This is a genomic window from Bradyrhizobium sp. STM 3562 (assembly GCF_045571435.1).
Taxonomy (GTDB): domain Bacteria; phylum Pseudomonadota; class Alphaproteobacteria; order Rhizobiales; family Xanthobacteraceae; genus Bradyrhizobium.
Window position 1 is genome coordinate 995,009 of sequence record NZ_CP120694.1, and the last position, 18,882, is coordinate 1,013,890.

General features: G+C 63.8%; 16 protein-coding genes and 1 riboswitch. Of the genes, 13 read left to right on the forward strand and 3 right to left on the reverse strand.

What is annotated here, in order from left to right; genetic code table 11:
• Positions 1-187: 187 nt before the first annotated feature.
• The 4 genes from P6U23_RS04665 (at position 188) to P6U23_RS04680 (ending at position 3,800) form a co-directional block, all read left to right on the forward strand.
• Positions 188-1,267: a branched-chain amino acid aminotransferase gene (locus tag P6U23_RS04665; RefSeq protein WP_407178418.1), complete on the forward strand. Its 1,080-nt coding sequence runs from the start codon at positions 188-190 to the stop codon at positions 1,265-1,267.
• A gap of 312 nt (positions 1,268-1,579) precedes the next feature.
• Positions 1,580-2,962, forward strand: a complete 1,383-nt coding sequence (gene hisS, locus P6U23_RS04670) for a histidine--tRNA ligase (protein WP_407181325.1) — start codon at positions 1,580-1,582, stop codon at positions 2,960-2,962.
• A gap of 123 nt (positions 2,963-3,085) precedes the next feature.
• Complete coding sequence (locus P6U23_RS04675; RefSeq protein ID WP_024506154.1) at positions 3,086-3,289, forward strand: tautomerase family protein; 204 nt, start codon at positions 3,086-3,088, stop codon at positions 3,287-3,289.
• Positions 3,290-3,404: 115 nt separating this feature from the next.
• Positions 3,405-3,800 (forward strand): thioesterase family protein, encoded by a 396-nt coding sequence (locus P6U23_RS04680; RefSeq protein WP_407181326.1) that lies wholly within the window; start codon positions 3,405-3,407, stop codon positions 3,798-3,800.
• A 148-nt stretch (positions 3,801-3,948) separates the two neighbouring features.
• On the opposite strand, the gene proC is transcribed toward P6U23_RS04680, so the two are convergent.
• Positions 3,949-4,707 carry a pyrroline-5-carboxylate reductase gene (proC, locus tag P6U23_RS04685; RefSeq protein WP_407181327.1) on the reverse strand — a complete coding sequence of 253 codons (759 nt, stop codon included), beginning with the start codon at positions 4,705-4,707 and terminating at the stop codon, positions 3,949-3,951.
• Between the two features lie 193 nt (positions 4,708-4,900).
• Positions 4,901-5,401, reverse strand: a complete 501-nt coding sequence (locus P6U23_RS04690; protein WP_407178419.1) for a YbjN domain-containing protein — start codon at positions 5,399-5,401, stop codon at positions 4,901-4,903.
• A gap of 522 nt (positions 5,402-5,923) precedes the next feature.
• A riboswitch (FMN riboswitch) is annotated at positions 5,924-6,070 on the forward strand.
• A gap of 205 nt (positions 6,071-6,275) precedes the next feature.
• Here P6U23_RS04690 and P6U23_RS04695 point away from each other — a divergent pair.
• The 8 genes from P6U23_RS04695 (at position 6,276) to P6U23_RS04730 (ending at position 15,305) form a co-directional block, all read left to right on the forward strand.
• Positions 6,276-6,800, forward strand: coding sequence for a 6,7-dimethyl-8-ribityllumazine synthase (locus P6U23_RS04695; RefSeq protein WP_407178420.1), 525 nt, complete (start codon positions 6,276-6,278; stop codon positions 6,798-6,800).
• A gap of 97 nt (positions 6,801-6,897) precedes the next feature.
• The gene (locus P6U23_RS04700) at positions 6,898-8,151 is read left to right on the forward strand and encodes an MHYT domain-containing protein (protein WP_407178421.1); all 1,254 of its coding nucleotides are present in this window, start codon (positions 6,898-6,900) and stop codon (positions 8,149-8,151) included.
• A gap of 331 nt (positions 8,152-8,482) precedes the next feature.
• The gene (locus tag P6U23_RS04705) at positions 8,483-9,346 is read left to right on the forward strand and encodes an FAD binding domain-containing protein (RefSeq protein ID WP_407178422.1); all 864 of its coding nucleotides are present in this window, start codon (positions 8,483-8,485) and stop codon (positions 9,344-9,346) included.
• Between the two features lie 12 nt (positions 9,347-9,358).
• Entirely contained in the window at positions 9,359-9,859 is a 501-nt protein-coding gene (locus tag P6U23_RS04710) for a (2Fe-2S)-binding protein (RefSeq protein WP_407178423.1), read from the forward strand.
• Positions 9,856-12,279: an aerobic carbon-monoxide dehydrogenase large subunit gene (locus P6U23_RS04715; RefSeq protein WP_407178424.1), complete on the forward strand. Its 2,424-nt coding sequence runs from the start codon at positions 9,856-9,858 to the stop codon at positions 12,277-12,279. The genes P6U23_RS04710 and P6U23_RS04715 overlap by 4 nt, the downstream gene beginning before the upstream one ends.
• Before the next feature lie 114 nt (positions 12,280-12,393).
• On the forward strand, positions 12,394-13,266 hold the full coding sequence (locus P6U23_RS04720; RefSeq protein WP_407178425.1) for an AAA family ATPase: 873 nt from the start codon (positions 12,394-12,396) through the stop codon (positions 13,264-13,266).
• Complete coding sequence (locus tag P6U23_RS04725; RefSeq protein WP_407178426.1) at positions 13,263-14,465, forward strand: vWA domain-containing protein; 1,203 nt, start codon at positions 13,263-13,265, stop codon at positions 14,463-14,465. The genes P6U23_RS04720 and P6U23_RS04725 overlap by 4 nt, the downstream gene beginning before the upstream one ends.
• A 9-nt stretch (positions 14,466-14,474) precedes the next feature.
• The gene (locus tag P6U23_RS04730) at positions 14,475-15,305 is read left to right on the forward strand and encodes an XdhC family protein (RefSeq protein WP_407178427.1); all 831 of its coding nucleotides are present in this window, start codon (positions 14,475-14,477) and stop codon (positions 15,303-15,305) included.
• Between the two features lie 27 nt (positions 15,306-15,332).
• On the opposite strand, the gene P6U23_RS04735 is transcribed toward P6U23_RS04730, so the two are convergent.
• Positions 15,333-17,114 carry a CHAD domain-containing protein gene (locus tag P6U23_RS04735; RefSeq protein ID WP_407178428.1) on the reverse strand — a complete coding sequence of 594 codons (1,782 nt, stop codon included), beginning with the start codon at positions 17,112-17,114 and terminating at the stop codon, positions 15,333-15,335.
• Between the two features lie 567 nt (positions 17,115-17,681).
• Here P6U23_RS04735 and P6U23_RS04740 point away from each other — a divergent pair.
• Complete coding sequence (locus P6U23_RS04740; protein WP_407178429.1) at positions 17,682-18,881, forward strand: ABC transporter substrate-binding protein; 1,200 nt, start codon at positions 17,682-17,684, stop codon at positions 18,879-18,881.
• The last annotated feature ends 1 nt before the right edge of the window (position 18,882 follow it).

Genomic DNA, 18,882 nt, shown 5'->3' on the forward strand with positions numbered 1-18,882 from the left:
GCGGCATGTCGGCAAACATACTGGAGTTCGGCATGCCGCAAAAGCATGTCGTGAACCGCTCGATGGCGCTAGAAACCGGCCGCGAGGTCGGCGGCCGTGGTGAAGTCCAGTGCCCATAAGCCGGCAGGTCCGGAGAAACAGGCTGGCGGCAGAAATGGCGCCGGTTCCGACAGCGGAAAGCAAGAAAATGAGTTTGAAATTCGAAATCCAGCCTGCGACGAACCCGACCTCCGACAAGGAGCGCGCGGCAAAGCTCGTGGACCCGGGCTTCGGCCGGGTGTTCACCGATCACATGGCTGTGCTCCGCTACACCCACGCCACGGGCTGGCATGACGCCCGTGTCGAAGCCCGCGCGCATTTTCCGCTCGATCCGGCCGCGGCCATCCTGCACTACGCGCAGGAGATTTTCGAAGGCCTCAAGGCCTACAAGCGCGAGGACGGTGGCGTGAACCTGTTCCGCCCCGACGCCAACGCCCGGCGCTTTCGGGATTCGGCTGAGCGCATGGCCATGCCGCCGTTGCCCGATTCCGCATTCATCGATGCGGTCGAGCAACTCGTTCGCATCGACCGCGCCTGGATACCCGGCGGCGAGGGAAGCCTTTACCTGCGGCCCTTCATGATCGCGAGCGAGGTCTTCCTCGGCGTGAAGCCTTCCGCGGAATACATCTTCGCCGTCATTGCCTCGCCGGTCGGCTCCTACTTCAAGGGCGGACCCGCGCCCGTATCGATCTGGGTTTCGGAGAACTACACGCGCGCCGCGATCGGCGGCACCGGCGCCGTCAAATGCGGCGGCAATTACGCCGCGAGCCTGCGTGCGCAGGCAGAGGCGATCGATCACGGCTGCGACCAGGTCGTCTTCCTCGATGCGGTCCAGCGCCGCTATGTCGAGGAACTCGGCGGCATGAACGTCTTCTTCGTGTTCGATGACGGTTCGCTCGCGACCCCGCCGCTTGGCACGATATTGCCGGGCATCACCCGCGATTCGATCATCGCGCTGGCGAAGGATTCCGGCACGCCCGTGCGCGAAGAGCCCTACACGATCGACCAGTGGCGCGCCGATGCCGCCAGCGGAAGACTGAAAGAGGCCTTCGCCTGCGGGACCGCGGCTGTGATCTCGCCGATCGGCAAGGTGCGTTCGGCAAGCGGCGAGTTCCTCATCGGCGGCGGCGCGGCTGGTCCCGTCGCCATGGGGCTGCGCAAGAAGCTCGTTGATATCCAATACGGTCGCGCGCCCGACCCGCACGACTGGATCAGGAAGGTTCTCTAACTGGCGGCGGAATTATTCACTCCTCGCGGCCGGCAACGACGCGATAGCCTAGCCGCGTCCTCGTTTGAGGCACCGTCGTTCCGGGGCGATGCGAAAGCATCGAACCCGCAAATCTCGAGATTCCGGGTTTGGTCGCGGCGCGACCGAACCCGGAATGACGCCGTGCCGTATGACGCACCCGTTGCCGCCTCGCTGCATCGCTGGTAAACGCCGCCGATGGCCGACAAACCCAAAAAACCGCAAAAGCTCAAAGCCCGCTTGCCGCGCGGGCTTGAGGATCGTGGCCCCGCCGCGATCAAAGCCACGCGGCAGATGGTGGAGAAAATCCGCCAAACTTACGAGCGCTATGGCTTCGAGCCGGTGGAGACGCCGGCGATCGAATATACCGACGCGCTCGGCAAATTTCTGCCCGACCAGGATCGTCCCAACGAGGGCGTGTTCTCCTTCCAGGATGACGACGAGCAGTGGCTGTCGCTGCGCTACGACCTCACCGCGCCGCTTGCGCGCTATGTGGCGGAGAATTACGACACGCTGCCGAAACCGTACCGCAGCTATCGGGCCGGGTACGTGTTCCGCAACGAAAAGCCTGGCCCCGGCCGCTTCCGCCAGTTCATGCAGTTCGATGCCGACACCGTCGGCTCGGCTTCACCCGCGGCGGATGCCGAGATGTGCATGATGGCGGCCGACACCATGGAAGCGCTCGGCGTGCCGCGCGGCTCCTATGTGGTGAAGGTGAATAACCGCAAGGTGCTGGATGGGGTTCGTGACGCGCTTGGGATTGCCGACGAAGCGCAGTGGCTGACAGTGATGCGCGCGATCGACAAGCTCGATCGCCTGGGTGTTTCCGGAGTCCGACAATTGCTTGGCGAAGGGCGCAAGGATGAATCCGGCGACTTCACCAAAGGTGCGGGGCTGCAAGAGAACGATATCGCGCTTGTGCTTTCCGCCATCGAGCAGGATCTAGGCGCGCCCATGGATGCGCGTTTGCGCGACAGCAAGATCGGGCAGGAAGGTCGCGACGAGCTTGAGCAGATCAATCGGTTCGTTGCTGCATCCGGCTATGGGCCGGACCGCATCAAGATCGATCCCTCCGTCGTCCGCGGCCTCGAATATTACACCGGCCCGGTCTTCGAGGTTGAGCTCCTGCTCGACACCAAGGACGAGAAGGGTCGGCCCGTGCGCTTCGGTTCGGTCGGTGGCGGCGGGCGCTATGACGGCCTGGTCTCGCGCTTCCGCGGCGAGGTCGTGCCGGCGACAGGATTTTCGATCGGCGTCTCGCGCCTGCAGGCGGCGCTCACGCTGCTCGGCAAGCTCGATACGCGGCCCGAATTCGGCCCCGTGGTGGTCACCGTGTTCGACCGCGACCGCGTCGCGGATTATCAGAAATTCGTCTCCGCGCTGCGCAACGAGAACATCCGCGCCGAGCTCTATCTCGGCAACCCCAAGAACATGGGAAACCAGTTCAAATATGCCGACCGCCGCAATTCGCCTTGCGTGATCATCCAGGGCTCGGACGAAAAGGCGCGCGGCGAAGTGCAGATCAAGGACCTGATCGAAGGCGCCAAGGCGGCCGCCGCCATCGCCTCCAATCAGGAATGGCGCGAGACGCGTCCTGCGCAATTCTCCTGCAAGGAAGAGGAGATCGTCGCCAAGGTGCGCGAGGTGCTCGCGCGCCATGATGTGAAGTGGGGATAGGCCGTTTTCGCCAAGCGCGGACTTGACCCGCGCATCCATCTTTCAAATGATGCATTGCCTGTTCGCATAGCGGGCCCGGCAATGCCGGTCTGGCGACCAACCAAGAACAAGGGGAGTAAGACAATGCCTGAGATTACCGTGAGCATGGCCGCCGGCCGCACCGAGGAGCAGAAGGTCGGCATGATGCGCGACATCACCCAGGCGCTGGTGAAGAATCTCGGTGTCGATGCCGAAGCCGTCGTGATCCAGATCAACGAGGCGCCGCTGATCCATAAGATGAAGGGCGGCAAGACCTTCGTCGAGCGCGCGGCTGAGCAGAAGAAGTAATGGAGCCGTCATTCCGGGGCGCGCGCCAGCGCGAACCCGGAATCTCGCGCCACAACCTCGAGATTCCGGATCGGTCCGCGTGCCGCGGCCCGTCCGGAATGACGGTTTTCCCGAGATGGACGCACGCGACGTCATCAAGATCGGCATGAGCGCCGAGCGCACCCTGGTGGTGCCGCCGGAGCGCACGGTGGGGCATTTCGTGTCCTACATGCCCATGGTCTACGCGACGCCGATGCTGATCCTGGAAATGGAGATGGCATCCGGCGATGCCATCCATCAGTATCTCCCGCCTGGCTGGGTCACGGTCGGCACCGAAGTCGACATCCGCCACATCGCGGCGACGCCGGTCGGCGCCACGGTGCGCACCACCGCGAAAGTGATCGCGGTGGAGCGTCGTGTTATTCGCTTCGAGGTCGAAGCGTTCGATCAGAAGCGCAAGATCGGCGAAGGCCGTCACGCGCGCGGGCTGGTGAGTGTGGCCGCGTTCAAGGAGCGGTTTGGCGTCCCGTAGGCCAATGTCTCACTAACCGCGATGCGAGCGAATTGTAGGGTGGGCAAAGCGCAGCCTGCCCACCACATTCTCGATCCGCGTAGAAGGTGGTGGGCACGGCGCTGACACGCCTTTGCCCACCCTACAACTCTTCACCGCTGACGAGATGCTACTTCGCCAATTCCTTCGACCGCACGGTCGCGGCCGCGATTGCGCGCGTCATCAATTGCCGCAAGCCATCTTCGCCCATCAACACGGACAGCGCCGCCGCGGTGGTGCCGCCGGGTGAGGTCACGTTCTGGCGCAGCGTCGCGGGGGAAAGATCGGAGCGATGCAAGAGTTCGCCGGCGCCGGCGACTGTCTCGCGGGCGAGTTTCGCGGAAAGCTCCTCCGGCAGTCCGGCAGCAACACCGGCGCGGGCGAGTTCTTCCGCGAGCAGGAACACATAGGCCGGGCCCGAACCCGACACGGCGGTCACCGCATCCATCAGGTGTTCGTCAGCGACCCACTCGACCGAGCCGGTCGCGCGCAGCAGCGCATCGGCCGTGGCCCGCTGCGCGGCGCTGACATCTTTTGCCGGGACGGCCACCGTGATGCCGCGGCCGATCGCCGCCGGCGTGTTGGGCATCGCGCGCACCACCGCGCCACCGCAGACGTCCTGCAACGAGGCGATCGTCATGCCGGCCATGATCGAGACGACGAGCGTCGCGGGGCCGACAAACGGCTTCAGCACGACGCCTGCGTCGCGAAAGCTCTGTGGCTTGACCGCAATCACCAGCGTGTCCACCGCCGCTGTCTGTTTCGGATTGAACGCAACGCCCTTGGCGGCGAGCGCGCTGATGTCAGCCGACGGCGCCGGCTCGATCACCGCGACGCGTCGGGGGTCAAGGCCGCCGGCCAACCACCCCGTCAGCATGGCGCCGCCCATCTTGCCCGCGCCAGCGAGCGCGATCGTGCCGGTGATATCCTGTAAGGAAGAGGTGTTACTCACGATCTCACCGCGAATACCGCTGTTGCCCCGGGGAAGGCCGGGACCCGTAACCACAGGCGGTTGTAGTGAAGCACGGCGCCAGCGACAAGCATTAACGCGTTCTTGCCGGGCTCGAAGGCTTGGCGGACGACTACGCCTCGCCCTCGGTGTCGAACATCGCGGCGGCCAGCGCTTCTGTCGTGGATTTGCCGGCCCAGACCACGAATTGGAATGCCGGAAAATAACGTTCGCAGGCGTTGAGGGCGCCGGCCAGCATGCTCTTGCATTGCCGGCTTGTGGCCGTCATGCCGCCCGGCAGCACCAAGGCCTGCCGATGCATGATCATGCCGGTGTGGGTCCAGAGATCGAAATGGCCCACCCACAATTGCTCGTTGATGCCGGCGATCAGTTGCTGCACCTCGGCCTTGCGCGCGCTCGGTATCTTCATGTCGAAGGCGCAGGCCAGATGCAGCGCCTCGATCTCGCTCATCCAGGTGAAGGAGAGCTGATAGTCGGTCCACTCGCCCTTGGAGACGATGGTGACCTCGTCTTCACCGGAGCGTTCGAACGGCCAGTTGTTATCGGCGGCGATATCCTCGACCACCGCGAGCGGGTGCTTTGGGGAATCGACGATGCCTTCGAGCAGGGACATGCCGTCTCGACCTTTTCTTTTTCGATCTGTTGGTACACACGCGGCGACCGGTTTGCGCGCGCCTCCCGCGCGGTGCTGCCGGTTGCAACCCCGGGGTCGGGCCTGCCGGGATCAAGTGATGTGATTTGCGGAATCCGCGCAACGGGGCCCCGAATCCGTCCACAACCAAAGGGGCGGCCGTCCACAGCACAATCGTTAACGGGAGAACAAACCGGAATCGGATTCGGCCTGGCAAGGAATCGTTAACTTTTGGCCCTGGAAGCCGGTATTGATTCGCTCCGTGCTGATCCTGTGTGCACCTCGCCGGGGTCGCCGGGAGAGGTCGACGCGCGACGCGCGGCGCATCACGCCGACCCCCTCATCGCGCGAGCTTCGCTCGTCGCGTCACCCAACGGCGAGAGGGAACAGCAGCAGCGATTCGCGCTCCCGGCATGGGAACCATGAGGATTTTCCATGCCAAAGTCGCTTGCTGGGATCGTCGCATTCGCCATAGTTTCGGACGGCCATCCATTCCGGGTGGCTCTAAGTTCTCAGGGCGGGGTGAAAGTCCCCACCGGCGGTAAAGGCTCTAAGCCCAAGCCCGCGAGCGCCTTCTCATCGAGGGAAGGGTCAGCAGATTCGGTGCGAATCCGAGGCCGACGGTTAAAGTCCGGATGAAAGAGAACGGTCGCGATGACCCGCGCTTTGGCGCGGGAGGTGTCGTTCCGTGTGCCCTGATTCTGGTCCTGAAACGAGGAAAACCATGAATCAGATGTTGCAAGACCCCCAAATCCAAGACCCCCAACTTCAAAATCCTCAAATCCAAGATTCTCAAATCCAGGACTCTCAAATCGAAGAGTCCCAAGTTCTGGAAGCCTCCGCCCAAGGCGCAGGTGTGTCCGCCGGCGATGCGCCGCCACGGCCCCAGCATCCGCGTTTCGCCAAGCCCCAGCGCGTGGCCTTTGTGCAGTCCTCCTGGCATCGCGACGTGGTGATGGAAGCCCGCATCGCCTTTCTTGATGAGATCGAGGCGCGCCACGTCCCGCGCGAGCGGGTGGACATTTTCGAGGTGCCGGGCTCGTTCGAAATCCCGCTGCATGCGCAGATCCTCGCCAAGACGCGGCGCTACACCGCGATCGTGGCGGCCGGACTCGTGGTCGATGGCGGCATCTACCGGCACGAGTTCGTCGCGGACACCGTGATCAAGGCGCTGATGGACGTGCAATTGCGCACCGAGGTGCCGGTGTTCTCCGCAGTGCTGACGCCGCAGCAGTTTCACGAGAGCCAGGCGCATTTCGAGTTCTTCAAGAAGCACTTTGCGACGAAGGGCGTCGAAGTCGCGGAGGCCTGCGCCAACACGCTGCTCAGCCTGGAGCGGCTGCGCGGCCAGGTCGCCGCCGGGATCGTCGCGGGCGGTTAGACCGCCACAATGGATTGATTGTCATCCCCGTCGCCGGGTTGGTAAGCTCGGCGGCGGGAGGAGGCTTGCCCGTGGCGACGGGTAGGCCGAAAAGATCATGTTCGAAGGACACGATCCCTATCTCGTCGCGCTCTCGGTGGCGATCGCGATCCTGGGAGGCTACACCGGTTTTGCGCTGGCAGCCCGCGTCCGCAATGCGGTGGGTGTCAGCCGCCGCGCGCTGTTGGCCGGCGCTGCCGCCTTTCTCGCGCTCGGCATCTGGACCATGCATTTCGTCGGGATGCTTGCGGCACCGATTCCGCCCGAGGCCGTCTATCTCGTCCTGCCCACCGTGATTTCCTTTCTGATCTGCGCCCTGGTGGTCGGTATTTCCCTGTTCTTCGCCTCCATCGGCGAACCGTCACTCTTGCGTGTGGCGTCCTCGGCCGTGCTGCTGGGGCTCGGTATCGTCAGCATGCATTACGTCGGCATCCACGGCCTTGCCGGCGATTTCGCGATTGCACATGACGGCGCCATGGTCGCGCTTTCGGTATTGGTCGCGATCGTGACCGCCTATGGCGGCCTGCGCGCCTTCCTCGCGCGGCATGATGGCGCACGGCTGACCGCGAGCGCGATTGCCTTTGGGCTTGCCGTCTCTGGCATGCACTACACGGCGATGGGCGGTATGCATTTCGTGTCCCTGACGGCCGAGGCGCACCATCGCGCGGCAATGGGGCTTGCCGCCTCACCGCAAATCCTGTCGATCGTCGTGGCCGTGCTGTGCTTTGTCATCGCGGCGGGGTTCTTGCTGTCGCTGGTGCCGGATCCGCGGCGGCAAAATCTGGCGACAGCGGCGGAGCAGGTGAGTGCGGCCGAAGCCGGCCCCGTTGCGCTGCAGGTTGAAGCGACGGCGGTTGCATTGGCCGCGCCGCGGCTGACGGCGGCGCCGCTCGGCGGGCTCGGCCGGCCGCCGCGGCCTGCGCCGGCGCCAAGGCTTCCCGTCGAGGGCGCCGACGGGACCCACTTCATCGACACCGCCGATATCCGCAGCGTGCGCGCGGACGCCCATTACACGCGGGTTCACGACGGCACGCGGGAGCGGATGTGTCCCTGGTCGATCTCGGAAGCCGAGGCGCAACTCGATCCCGGCCTGTTCGTCCGCGTGCACCGCAGCCATATCGTGGCCATTCCGCATGTTACCCTGGTCCGCAAAGAGGGCGACGGTGCGGTCATCGAGCTCGACGGACCCTCGCCGCATCGCGTTCCCGTCAGCCGCGCCAAGATTGCGGAGGTCAAAGCCCGCCTCGGGCTTGTGCGCCGCAACGTGCATGCGCCTCGGTCGTCGCTGTCGCCGTCAAGCTCAACTCCGTAGATGGTTGAGCGCAAGCCTACGGGTTACCAACGCAGTATCACCTCACCCTGACGCGCTCGCGAAAGCGAGGCTCGAAGGGCGAGAGGGCGGCTCTGACAGCGGGCGGGCGGTTCATTCTTCGAGGCTCGCTCGCAGTTCAGGCACGAGGGAGCAACGGCCACGGCCAAATTAGGTCGCTCACTCTGACGCAATTCGTGCGCCGACGGCCGCACCTCGTGCGAATTTCGTGGGTTTGTGCCCGCGCCGTTGCGAACTCGCTTATGCGGAGAGACCGTCTCCGCCCAACGTCTGCGCGAATCCAACGCGTGCAAAAGGACGGAGGGAGGAGACGATGATTCCCGGCGCATTCAGCTATCACCGGCCCGAAAGCCTGGCCGATGCCATCAAGCTTTTGTCCACGCTTGGCGAGGAGGCTCGTCCACTCGCCGGAGGCCACAGCCTCATCCCGATGATGAAGCTGCGGCTCGCGACCCCCGGCCATCTGATAGATCTGCACGGGGTTGCCGGACTGAAGGGCATCCGCCGGGAGGGCGACAAGATTGTCATCGGCGCGATGACCACCCAGCACGAGCTGCTAACCTCGGATGAGATCAGGACGGCGCTGCCGATCCTGCAGGAAGCCGCCGCCCTGATCGCCGATCCCCAGGTGCGCTACCGCGGCACCTTGGGCGGCAATGTCGCCAATGGCGACCCCGGCAATGACATGCCGGCTCTCATGCTGACGCTCGGCGCCATTTACCGGCTCGAGGGCCCGAACGGCGCGCGCGAGGTCGCGGCGTCAGAATTTTACCAGGGCGCCTATTTCACCGCGCTCGAGCCCGGTGAAATTCTCACCTCCATTACCATTCCCGCAGCCGCGGCCGGGCATGGGCATGCCTATGAGAAATTGAAGCGCAAGGTCGGCGACTACGCGACTGCAGCCGCAGCCGTGGTGCTGACGATGGCCGGCGGCAAGGTCGCGAGCTGCGCGATCGGTCTCACCAATCTGCACGAGACGCCATTGCTTGCCACCGACGCAGCCAACGTCGTGATCGGCACCGGCCTGGATGCGGCGACATTGAAGCAGGCAGCAGCCGCGGCGGAGGCGATCATGTCGCCCGCGGCGGACGCACGCGGGCCGGTGGAATACCGCAAGCATGTCGGCGGCGTGATGGTGATGCGGGCGCTGCAGCGCGCGGCCGGGCGCGCGAGATAGAGGAGGGATCAAATGGCAAAAACCCACATCAGCATGAAGGTCAACGGCGTCGAGGTCGAAGGCCTGGTCGAGCCGCGCACGCTGCTCGTGCATTTCATCCGCGAGAACCTGCAGCTCACCGGCACCCATATCGGCTGCGAGACCACCCATTGCGGCGCCTGCACCGTCGACATCGACGGCATGTCGGTGAAGAGCTGCACCATGTTCGCGGTCCAGGCCAATGGTTCCGAGATCACCACCATCGAAGGCGTGGCCAATGCAGATGGCTCGCTGTCGCCGCTGCAGGAAGGTTTCCGCATGATGCATGGCCTGCAATGCGGCTATTGCACACCCGGCATGATTATGCGTGCGCATCGGCTCTTGAAGGAGAATCCGGCTCCGACGGAGGAGGAGATCCGGCAGGGCATTGCCGGCAATATTTGCCGCTGCACCGGCTACCAGAACATCGTCAAGGCGATCCAATACGCCGCCGCCAAGATCAACGGCGTGGAATTCAAGGAGGCCGCGGAATGACCGATATAGCTCCCACGCGGGAACACCGCACCGCCGCGCTCGAGGGCCTGGGCTGCAAGCGCAAGCGCGTCGAGGACATTCGCTTCACCCAGGGCAAGGGCAATTACGTCGACGACGTGAAGCTGCCGGGCATGCTGCACGGCGACTTCGTCCGCTCGCCGCATGCGCATGCGCGCATCACGTCGATCAATTCGGAAGAGGCGTTGAAGGTGCCGGGCGTGCTCGCGGTCATCACCGCGGAGACGCTGAAGACCGTCAATCTCGCCTGGATGCCGACACTGGCCGGCGATGTCCAGATGGTCTTGGCCGACGGCAAGGTGCTATTCCAGAACCAGGAGGTTGCCTTCGTCGTCGCGACCGACCGCTATGCCGCCGACGATGGCGTCAGCAAGGTCGTGGTCGAATACGAGCCATTGCCGCCGCTGATCGATCCCTTCAAGTCCATGGCCCCGGATGCGCCCGTGTTGCGCGAAGACCTCGCCGGAAAGACAAACGGCGCTCATGGCCCGCGCAAGCACCACAACCACATCTTCGAATGGACCGTTGGCGACAAGGAGCTGACGGACGCCGCGTTCAAGAAGGCCGATGTCACCATCAAGGAGCTGATCTCCTATCACCGCACCCATCCCTCGCCGCTGGAGACGTGCCAGTGCGTCTGCTCTTTCGACAAGGTCAAGGGCGAGTTGACCATCTGGGGCACGTTCCAGGCGCCGCATGTCATCCGCACCGTGGTGTCGCTGATCGCAAAGCTGCCGGAGCAGAAGATCCACGTGATCTCACCGGACATCGGCGGCGGTTTCGGCAACAAGGTCGGCGCCTATCCCGGCTATATCTGCGCGGCGGTGGCCTCGATCGTCACCGGCAAGCCGGTGAAATGGGTGGAGGACCGCATCGAGAACCTGACGGCAACTTCGTTCGCGCGCGACTATCACATGACGACCGAGATTGCCGCGACCAGGGACGGCAGGGTTATGGGCCTGCGCGTGCATGTGCTCGCCGACCACGGGGCTTTTGATGCCTGCGCCGACCCCTCGAAATGGCCGGCGGGTTTCTTCAACATCGTCACCGGCTCCTACGATTTCCCGGTCGCGCATCTCACGGTCGACGGCGTCTACACCAACAAGGCGCCGGGCGGGGTCGCCTACCGCTGCTCCTTCAGGGTGACGGAGGCGGCCTATTGCATCGAGCGCGCCATGGACATCCTGGCGCAAAAGCTCGGCATGGATCCGGCCGAATTGCGGTTGAAGAACTTCATCCGGCGTGAGCAGTTCCCGTATCACTCGGCGCTGGGGTGGGAATATGATTCCGGCGACTATCACGCCGCGATGCGCAAGATGATGGAGGTGACGGATTACGCCGCGCTTCGAAGCGAGCAGGCTTTAAGGCGTGCGGCATTCAAGCGCGGGGAGACGCGCGAGATCATGGGGCTTGGCGTCTCCTTCTTCACCGAGATCGTCGGCGCCGGTCCGTCGAAGAATTGCGACATCTTAGGGATCGCGATGTTCGACTCCTGCGAGATCCGCATGCACCCGACCGGCGCCGGTATCGCGCGCATGGGGACCAAGAGCCAGGGCCAGGGACATGAGACCACCTGGGCGCAGATCATTGCGAGCGAGATCGGCATCCCCGCCGACAACATCATGGTGGAGGAGGGCAACACGGATACCGCGCCTTACGGGCTCGGCACCTACGGCTCGCGCTCGACGCCCGTGGCCGGCGCGGCAATCGCGATGGCAGCGCGAAAAATCAAGGCCAAGGCGCAGATGATCGCAGCCTACAAGCTCGAGGTTCACGAGGATGATCTCGAATGGGACATCGACGGCTTCCGCGTCAAAGGCCTGCCGGAGAAATTCATGTCGATGAAGGATATCTGCTGGGCGGCCTACAACTCCGTGCCACCAGGCATGGAGCCTGGGCTGGAGGCGGTGAGCTATTACGATCCGCCCAACATGACCTATCCATTCGGCGCCTATCTCTGCGTGATGGACATTGATGTCGATACCGGCGTCTACAAGGTCAGACGCTTCTATGCGCTCGATGATTGCGGCACGCGCATCAACCCGATGATCATCGAAGGCCAGGTGCATGGCGGCCTGACCGAGGCGTTCGCGATCGCGATGGGCCAGGAAATCCGCTACGATGACGACGGCAATGTCGTCACCGGCTCGTTCATGGACTTCTTCATGCCGACCGCGGTCGAGACGCCGCATTGGGAGACCGATTTTACGGTAACGCCTTCGCCGCATCATCCGATCGGCGCCAAGGGCGTCGGCGAGAGCCCGAATGTGGGTGGTGTGCCGGCATTCTCCAACGCGGTGAACGACGCATTCTCGTTCCTGGGATCGACGCACATCCAGATGCCGCATGACTATTGGCGCAACTGGCAGGCGGCGAAGAATCTGGGCGCGGTCGCGGCGTAGCGACCCGGTGCCGTCATTGCGAGGAGCGAAGCGACGAAGCAATCCAGAGTTTTTACGGGAGGCGCTGGATTGCTTCGCTTCGCTCGCAATGACGAGGAGGAGTCATTACAGGAAATGAAAACACGGGACGAGATCGCCGAAGCTCTAACGGCATGCGGCTACATCGCCGACGCCGAGCTTGCGATCGCGATATCGCTGATGCAGCTCCTGAAACGTCCACTGCTCCTGGAAGGCGAGGCGGGCGTTGGCAAGACTGAGGTGGCAAAAGCACTCGCCCGCGTGCATGCGACCGAGCTGATCCGCCTGCAATGCTATGAAGGGCTGGATCAATCCTCGGCGCTGTATGAATGGAACTATCAGCGGCAGTTGCTGGCGATCCAGGCGCATCATGGTGCCGACGCCGACACGATCGAGGACCAGATCTTCTCGGAGAAATATCTGCTGCAGCGGCCGCTGCTGGCAGCAATCCGCCAGGACAAACCGCCGGTGCTTCTGATCGACGAGATCGACCGCGCCGATGACGAGTTCGAGGCTTTCTTGCTGGAACTGTTGTCCGATTTTCAGGTCTCTATCCCCGAACTCGGCACCGTCACGGCGAATTCGATTCCGCATGTGGTACTGACCTCGAACGGCACGCGCGAGCTCTCCGACGCGCTACGCCGGCGCTGTCTCTATCATTATGTCGATTATCCCGACGTCGATCGCGAGGCGCGCATCATCATGGCGCGGATCGATGGCGCCTCCGCTTCGCTGTCGCTGCAGATCGCGCAGATGGTCCAGAGCGTGCGCAAGGAGGACTTGCGCAAGGTGCCGGGCGTCGCGGAAACGCTGGACTGGGCGGCGGCGCTGGTCGGCCTCGACGTCCGCGGTCTCCATGACCTTCCGGAAGTCGTGCACGAGACCCTGATGTGCCTGCTCAAGACCAAGGAGGATCGCGCCCGGATGACGCGCGAGGTCATCGACCGCTTGTTGGGGAAGGTCGCATGAGCTGCTGCGGCGATACTCCCCATTTCGCGGAGATCGATGAGGTCTCACGCCTCTCCGCGCAAAAGCTCGCCGCCTTTCTGCGGACGCTGCGCGACAATGATTTTGCGGTCGGGCTTGCCGAGGGGCAGGACGCCGCGATGTTGATGGCTTCGGGTTTCGCCGCGAGGCCCGGGCTGTTGCGGTCGGCGCTGAAGCATCTGTTCTCGGCGCGCAAATCCGACTGGGACAGGTTCGACGGGTTGTTCGATGCGTTCTGGCTCGGCAAGCGCGTGCGGTCGCGTTCGAGCACGATGGGCGCGGCAAAGGCGGCGAGCAGTCCGTCGCTGAAGAACTTGCAGGGCAAAGGCGCGCGCGACAGTCCCTCCGTGAGCGACCAGGTGCCCTCGGCCGACGACGCGCCGGAAGGCCGTAGCGGCGAGGGACGCATGGAAGGCGCCTCGCGTGCGGAAAATCTCGGCGAGGCCGATTTCCGCCGTCTGGCCGACCCCGATCAGGTGGAGCAGGCCCATGCTGCCGCGGCGCGGCTTGCAAAGGCCATGCGCACGCGGCTGACGCGGCGCGATCTGGCGCGGCGGCGCGGCTATCGTCTCGATCTCAGGCGGACCATTCACCGCAACATCAGTCACGGCGGCGTGCCGATCTCGCTCGTCAAGCGCCGGCGCAAGATCAAGCCGCTGCGCATGATCGTGTTGCTCGATGCCTCCGGCTCGATGAGCATGTATACGGGCGTGTTTCTGCGCTTCATCCATGGCGTGCTCGACGAATTTCGCGAGGCCGAAGCGTTCCTGTTCCACACCCGGCTTGCCCACGTGTCCGATGCGATGAAGGAAAAAGACGCAGCCCGCGCGCTCGACCGGTTGTCGATTCTGGCGCAGGGCGCGGGTGGCGGCACCAGGATCGGCGAGAGCCTCGCGACCTTCAACCGCCACCATGCGGCGCGCGTCATTCATTCGCGTAGCTGCGTGTTGATCGTCTCCGATGGCTACGAGACCGGCGATGCCAAGCTGCTCGGCCGCGAAATGGCCGCGCTGGCAAAACGCTGCAGCCGCATCGTCTGGCTCAACCCGATGATGGCATGGGAGGGCTACGCGCCCATCGCCGCCGGCATCCAAGCCGCCCTGCCGCATGTCGATCTCTATGCGCCCGCCAACACGCTGAAAGGCCTGGCTGCGCTCGAGCCATATCTGGCCAAGCTCTAGGAGTGCGTCATGACCGCCCATGTCGATGTGATGGATCTGGTCGCGCAAATGAAAGCCGCCGAACAGACCTTTGTACTGGCGACCGTGGTGCGCACGGTCTCGGTGACCGCGGCCAAGGCCGGAGCGAAGGCGATCATTGCGCCCGATGGCAGGGTGGTGGCGGGCTGGATCGGCGGCGGCTGCGCCCGCGGTGCAGTGCTGAAGGCAGCGCGCGAGGCGCTTGCCGACGGCGAGCCGCGCATGGTCTCGGTGCGGCCTGAGAACCTGCTCGCCGAACTCGGCGTGAAAGCGGGCGAGCACCGCGACGGCGTGCGCTTTGCCGCAAATTTTTGCCCCAGCAAAGGCACCATGGACATCTTTGTCGAGCCGGTGCTGCCGCATCCTTCGCTGGTCGTTTTTGGCGCGAGCCCCGTCGCCCTGTCGCTTGCGACCCAGGCGCGGCAGCTCGGCTATCACGTGACGCTGGCGGCTCCTGCGGTGGATCGTCCTTCAGCGATCGATGCCGACACGCTGATCGACGGCTTTGCGCTAGGCGAGTTGCATCCGGCGAGGCGCTTTGTCGTGGTCTCGACGCAAGGCAAAGGCGATGAGGCGGCGTTGCGCGCAGCGCTCGCCACCGAAGGCTGCTATCACGCCTTCGTCGGCAGCCGCCGCAAGATGGCCGCGCTCCGTGACAGGCTGCTAGCGGAAGGCATCGCCAACGAGACGATCGACTGCGTCAAGGCGCCGGCCGGCCTTGATCTCGGCGCCATCACACCGGAGGAGATCGCGATGTCGATCCTGGCCGAGATCACGATCGAGCGGCGACGAGGGCAGCGGCAAATCCGCCCGGCGGATTAGCGATCGCATATATTGGCATTTCGTGGCTCACGCTTCCGCTTCTCGCAACCAGGGCGGCTTCGCTTTCACGAAATCGCACCATGCGTTCCATAGCCGCGGCTCGGAACCGGCCATGGCGTGAGCCTGCCACCCGGCAATTGCGGCGGCTGCCGTGCCGCAATCCGCGCGCTCCGCACCGAGCCCGGCAAGCAATGACGCCGTCGTCGCCATGTCGTTGAAGGAGCCGAGTTGCTCCTGTAGCTCGGCGAGCTTGGCGCCGAAGCGTTTCGTCGCCTTCTTTCGCCCATACAAGGGCAACAGGAAATCGGCGACATAGCGCAATTTCTTCACGGCGAGCCGCAAGCGGTGCCGCTCTTCGGCGTTAAGGGATCTGAAGCGGCGACCGCGCTTGATTACCTTGGCATATTGATCGGACAGAATTCGCCGCGCGAAATTGATCGCGGGCTCCGCCAGTTGCCCGAGATCTTCGGGAGCGATGTCGCCACGCCAGCCTCTCGTTTCGATCCAGCCGCCCAGCCCGATCAGGAAATGCGCGCAGCGGCGGTCAGCCAGCACGAAGCGCACGTTGCGATAGGCGGCCGAGCGGCGCTTCTCGGCAACCTCTTCCAAACTGTCGAAGCCACCGATCGAGGGACAGCCTTTCGCGACATTTGGCAACGTCTCGCTTTGAAAGATGTCCCAATCGCGCGCGGCCGAGAGGCTTTGCGCCAGCCATTTTGCTTCCGACTGCAGCGATTCCAGCTTGTTGTTTGCCCCGACCGATCGCATCAAATGCAGCGCCGACCGGAGCCGGCGCAGCGACACGCGCATCTGATGGATGCCTTCGGGATCGCGGCCATCCTCGGCGGCCGGCAGCGACTGCAGGAGATGGCCGAGACAGGAGCGCAGCGTCGTCGCGAACGCGTCATCCAGCGGGATCGACGGGTCGAAGCGAAGCTTTTGCGGCTTTCGCGCGGCAGGTGGCGTGTCATCCGCCAGATCAAATCCGCGTGCGGCCTTGCTGCGGATCGACGGCCTGACCGGCCCATGCTCGGCGAGCCGGAGCGCGATTTCGTAGATCGCGCTGGCGCTGCCGCGCTTCAACTCCAACTCGATTTCGCTCACGGTGAGCGAGCGATCGTCGGTTTTCAGAACGCCCTGATCGAAAGCAACTTCGATCGTGCCGGATGGTAGCTCGATGATGCGCTGATGTCGCCGGATGTCGGCAATGAAAACCGCCTTGAGCCGGTCGGATTCGACATCGGCGCGAAGCTTGGCCGGAATGAAGGGCATCGCAAGCGCGAGATCGGGCGTCATGGATGGAACGCTCGCCTCCCACTCGCCGCGCCGGAGCGGGTCGTCGCCGCACTCGGCCTTGACGGTCTGCAGGAAGCGCGTGCCGCTCTGGCGAACCCGCAAGCTCAGGCCGTTGCGCCACAGCGTCCGCTCCGGAGTGTCGTAGTATGCGGACTTGAGATGCTTTCGCGTGCCCTTGCCGCGCGCGTTCGTCGCGATAACCGGAGCGTCGTTGAAGTCCGCCAGCCGATCGGAATCGACAAGAAGCTTCAGTTCGAATTCGCTGCCGCGTGGCGCAGCAGCGTTTGGCGATGAAGCGTCCGACGCCGCTTCAGTTCGAGCCGGTGTTTGCGCCGGAGTTGCTTCGCTGGATGTCAGCTCTTCAACGGGAAGCTCGGCTGCGTCTTGCTTCGTGGCAGACGTCGCAGACTTTCTCGTCTGCCTTCTGCTTGCTGGCGGACTGGCATGGTCCTGGAGCCCGGTCACGGCGCGCAGGCCTTCACCGGCGAGCGCCATCGCATCGTTTTCAGGCATTCTGTGATTGTGTGACAGTTTAATGACAACGCACACCATATACCGGATCCGACCCGAAAGAAAGAACGGCGACGCTCCGTCGTAAGCGCGAACCGCGATTGCGAGCGATTCGCGCGCTGACACTTGCGTTACTTTCGGATTCGCCGCGCTCGCGCGGTCGTTGGCAATCGAGATTGCACGCGCGCAAATGTCAGTGTCGCTTCCGCTGCCGATGCGCCGTACCGAGTCGACGAATTCAGAAATACTCAAGTCGATCACTGAGCCGATCGCATCAGTCGTGCTGTGCGCGGAAACGCCTAATGGCCGCAGCGGGTTCGTCCAACTCCGGGCTTCGCCTTCTCCGTAATCGGCCCGACGCAAACTGAACATTCGGCGAGAAGATCGCCGGCGCGATACTCGCGCTGCAGCACGGGAACTTGAAACCGTAGCTCGTTACCGAGACCACGCCCGATGGGAGCATCCATCCTCCAAAGATCGAATTCGCGATTGACAAACGAATTTGATAATAGCTAATTCGCGATATCCAACACCGCCGCAGAGCGGGCGAACATAAGGGGAAGGAAACTCATGAGAAGGCTTCTGGCCTGCGCGATCCTCGCTACCCTCACATCGACTGCGCACGCGCAGATTTCCGACGACGTCGTGCGGATCGGGGTCCTCACCGATCTATCGAGTTGGGGCCGCGACAATTCCGGCCCGGGCTCGGTCGAGGCGGCGAAAATGGCCGTGGAGGAATTCGGCCCCACCGTGCTCGGCAAGCCGATCGAGATCGTCAGCGCCGATCACCAGATGAAGACCGATGTCGGCGTCCAGATCGTGCGCGGCTGGTTCGACAACGGCAAGGTCGATGCCGTCGTCGACATTCCAAATTCCGGGATTGCGATTGCGGTCCACAACATGGTGCGCGAGCGCAACAAGATCGCGCTGTTGTCCGGCCCCGGCGCAAGTTCGCTGACCGACGAGCTGTGCAGCCCCAACACCGTGCATTTCACCTACGACACTTACGCGCTGTCGAAGGTCACCGCCTCGGCCATGATCAAGGAGGGCGGCAAGTCCTGGTTCTTCGTGACGGCCGATTATGCCTTCGGTCATCAACTCGAGGCCGACGCCACGCGCTTCATCAAGGAGATGGGCGGCACCGTGCTGGGCAGCGTGCGTCATCCGACCAATACCGCCGATTTCTCGTCCTTCGCGCTGCAGGCGCAGAGCTCGAGGGCCGACGTGGTCGCTTTTGCCAATGCCGGCCAGGACACTGACAATGCGATCAAGCAGTCCGGTGAATTCGGTCTCGCGCAAGGCGGCCAGAAGCTCGTCGGTCTCCTGATGTTCGACACCGACGTGCATGCGATCGGCCTGAAAGCCGCGCAAGGGACCTACATGACGACGGCGTCATACTGGAACATGGATGAGGCGACCCGTGCCTGGTCGCAAAAATTCTTCCAGCGTGTGCACGTGATGCCGACCATGATCCAGACCGGCGTTTACGGCGCGGTGCTGCATTATCTGAAGGCGATCAAGGCCGCCGGTACCGACGATCCGGCCAAGGTAATGGCCAAGATGCGCGAATTGCCGATCGAGGACACCTTCGTGCACGGCGGACGCTTGCGCGAGGATGGACGCGTGATCCGCGACATGTATCTGGCGAAAGTGAAATCGCCCGAACAGTCCAAGGAGCCCTGGGACTATCTCGACATCGTCAAGACCGTGAAAGGCGAGGACGCCTTCCGCCCGGTCTCCGAGTCGAAATGTCCGCTGCTGAAGAAGTGAA

Coding starts and splice junctions, on each gene's coding strand:
- P6U23_RS04665 (WP_407178418.1), top strand. CDS start 188: ATGAGTTTGAAATTCGAAATCCAGCCTGCGACGAACCCGACCTCCGAC.
- hisS (WP_407181325.1), top strand. CDS start 1,580: ATGGTGGAGAAAATCCGCCAAACTTACGAGCGCTATGGCTTCGAGCCG.
- P6U23_RS04675 (WP_024506154.1), top strand. CDS start 3,086: ATGCCTGAGATTACCGTGAGCATGGCCGCCGGCCGCACCGAGGAGCAG.
- P6U23_RS04680 (WP_407181326.1), top strand. CDS start 3,405: ATGGACGCACGCGACGTCATCAAGATCGGCATGAGCGCCGAGCGCACC.
- proC (WP_407181327.1), bottom strand. CDS start 4,707: ATGGGCGGCGCCATGCTGACGGGGTGGTTGGCCGGCGGCCTTGACCCC.
- P6U23_RS04690 (WP_407178419.1), bottom strand. CDS start 5,401: ATGTCCCTGCTCGAAGGCATCGTCGATTCCCCAAAGCACCCGCTCGCG.
- P6U23_RS04700 (WP_407178421.1), top strand. CDS start 6,898: ATGTTCGAAGGACACGATCCCTATCTCGTCGCGCTCTCGGTGGCGATC.
- P6U23_RS04705 (WP_407178422.1), top strand. CDS start 8,483: ATGATTCCCGGCGCATTCAGCTATCACCGGCCCGAAAGCCTGGCCGAT.
- P6U23_RS04710 (WP_407178423.1), top strand. CDS start 9,359: ATGGCAAAAACCCACATCAGCATGAAGGTCAACGGCGTCGAGGTCGAA.
- P6U23_RS04715 (WP_407178424.1), top strand. CDS start 9,856: ATGACCGATATAGCTCCCACGCGGGAACACCGCACCGCCGCGCTCGAG.
- P6U23_RS04720 (WP_407178425.1), top strand. CDS start 12,394: ATGAAAACACGGGACGAGATCGCCGAAGCTCTAACGGCATGCGGCTAC.
- P6U23_RS04725 (WP_407178426.1), top strand. CDS start 13,263: ATGAGCTGCTGCGGCGATACTCCCCATTTCGCGGAGATCGATGAGGTC.
- P6U23_RS04730 (WP_407178427.1), top strand. CDS start 14,475: ATGACCGCCCATGTCGATGTGATGGATCTGGTCGCGCAAATGAAAGCC.
- P6U23_RS04735 (WP_407178428.1), bottom strand. CDS start 17,114: ATGCCTGAAAACGATGCGATGGCGCTCGCCGGTGAAGGCCTGCGCGCC.
- P6U23_RS04740 (WP_407178429.1), top strand. CDS start 17,682: ATGAGAAGGCTTCTGGCCTGCGCGATCCTCGCTACCCTCACATCGACT.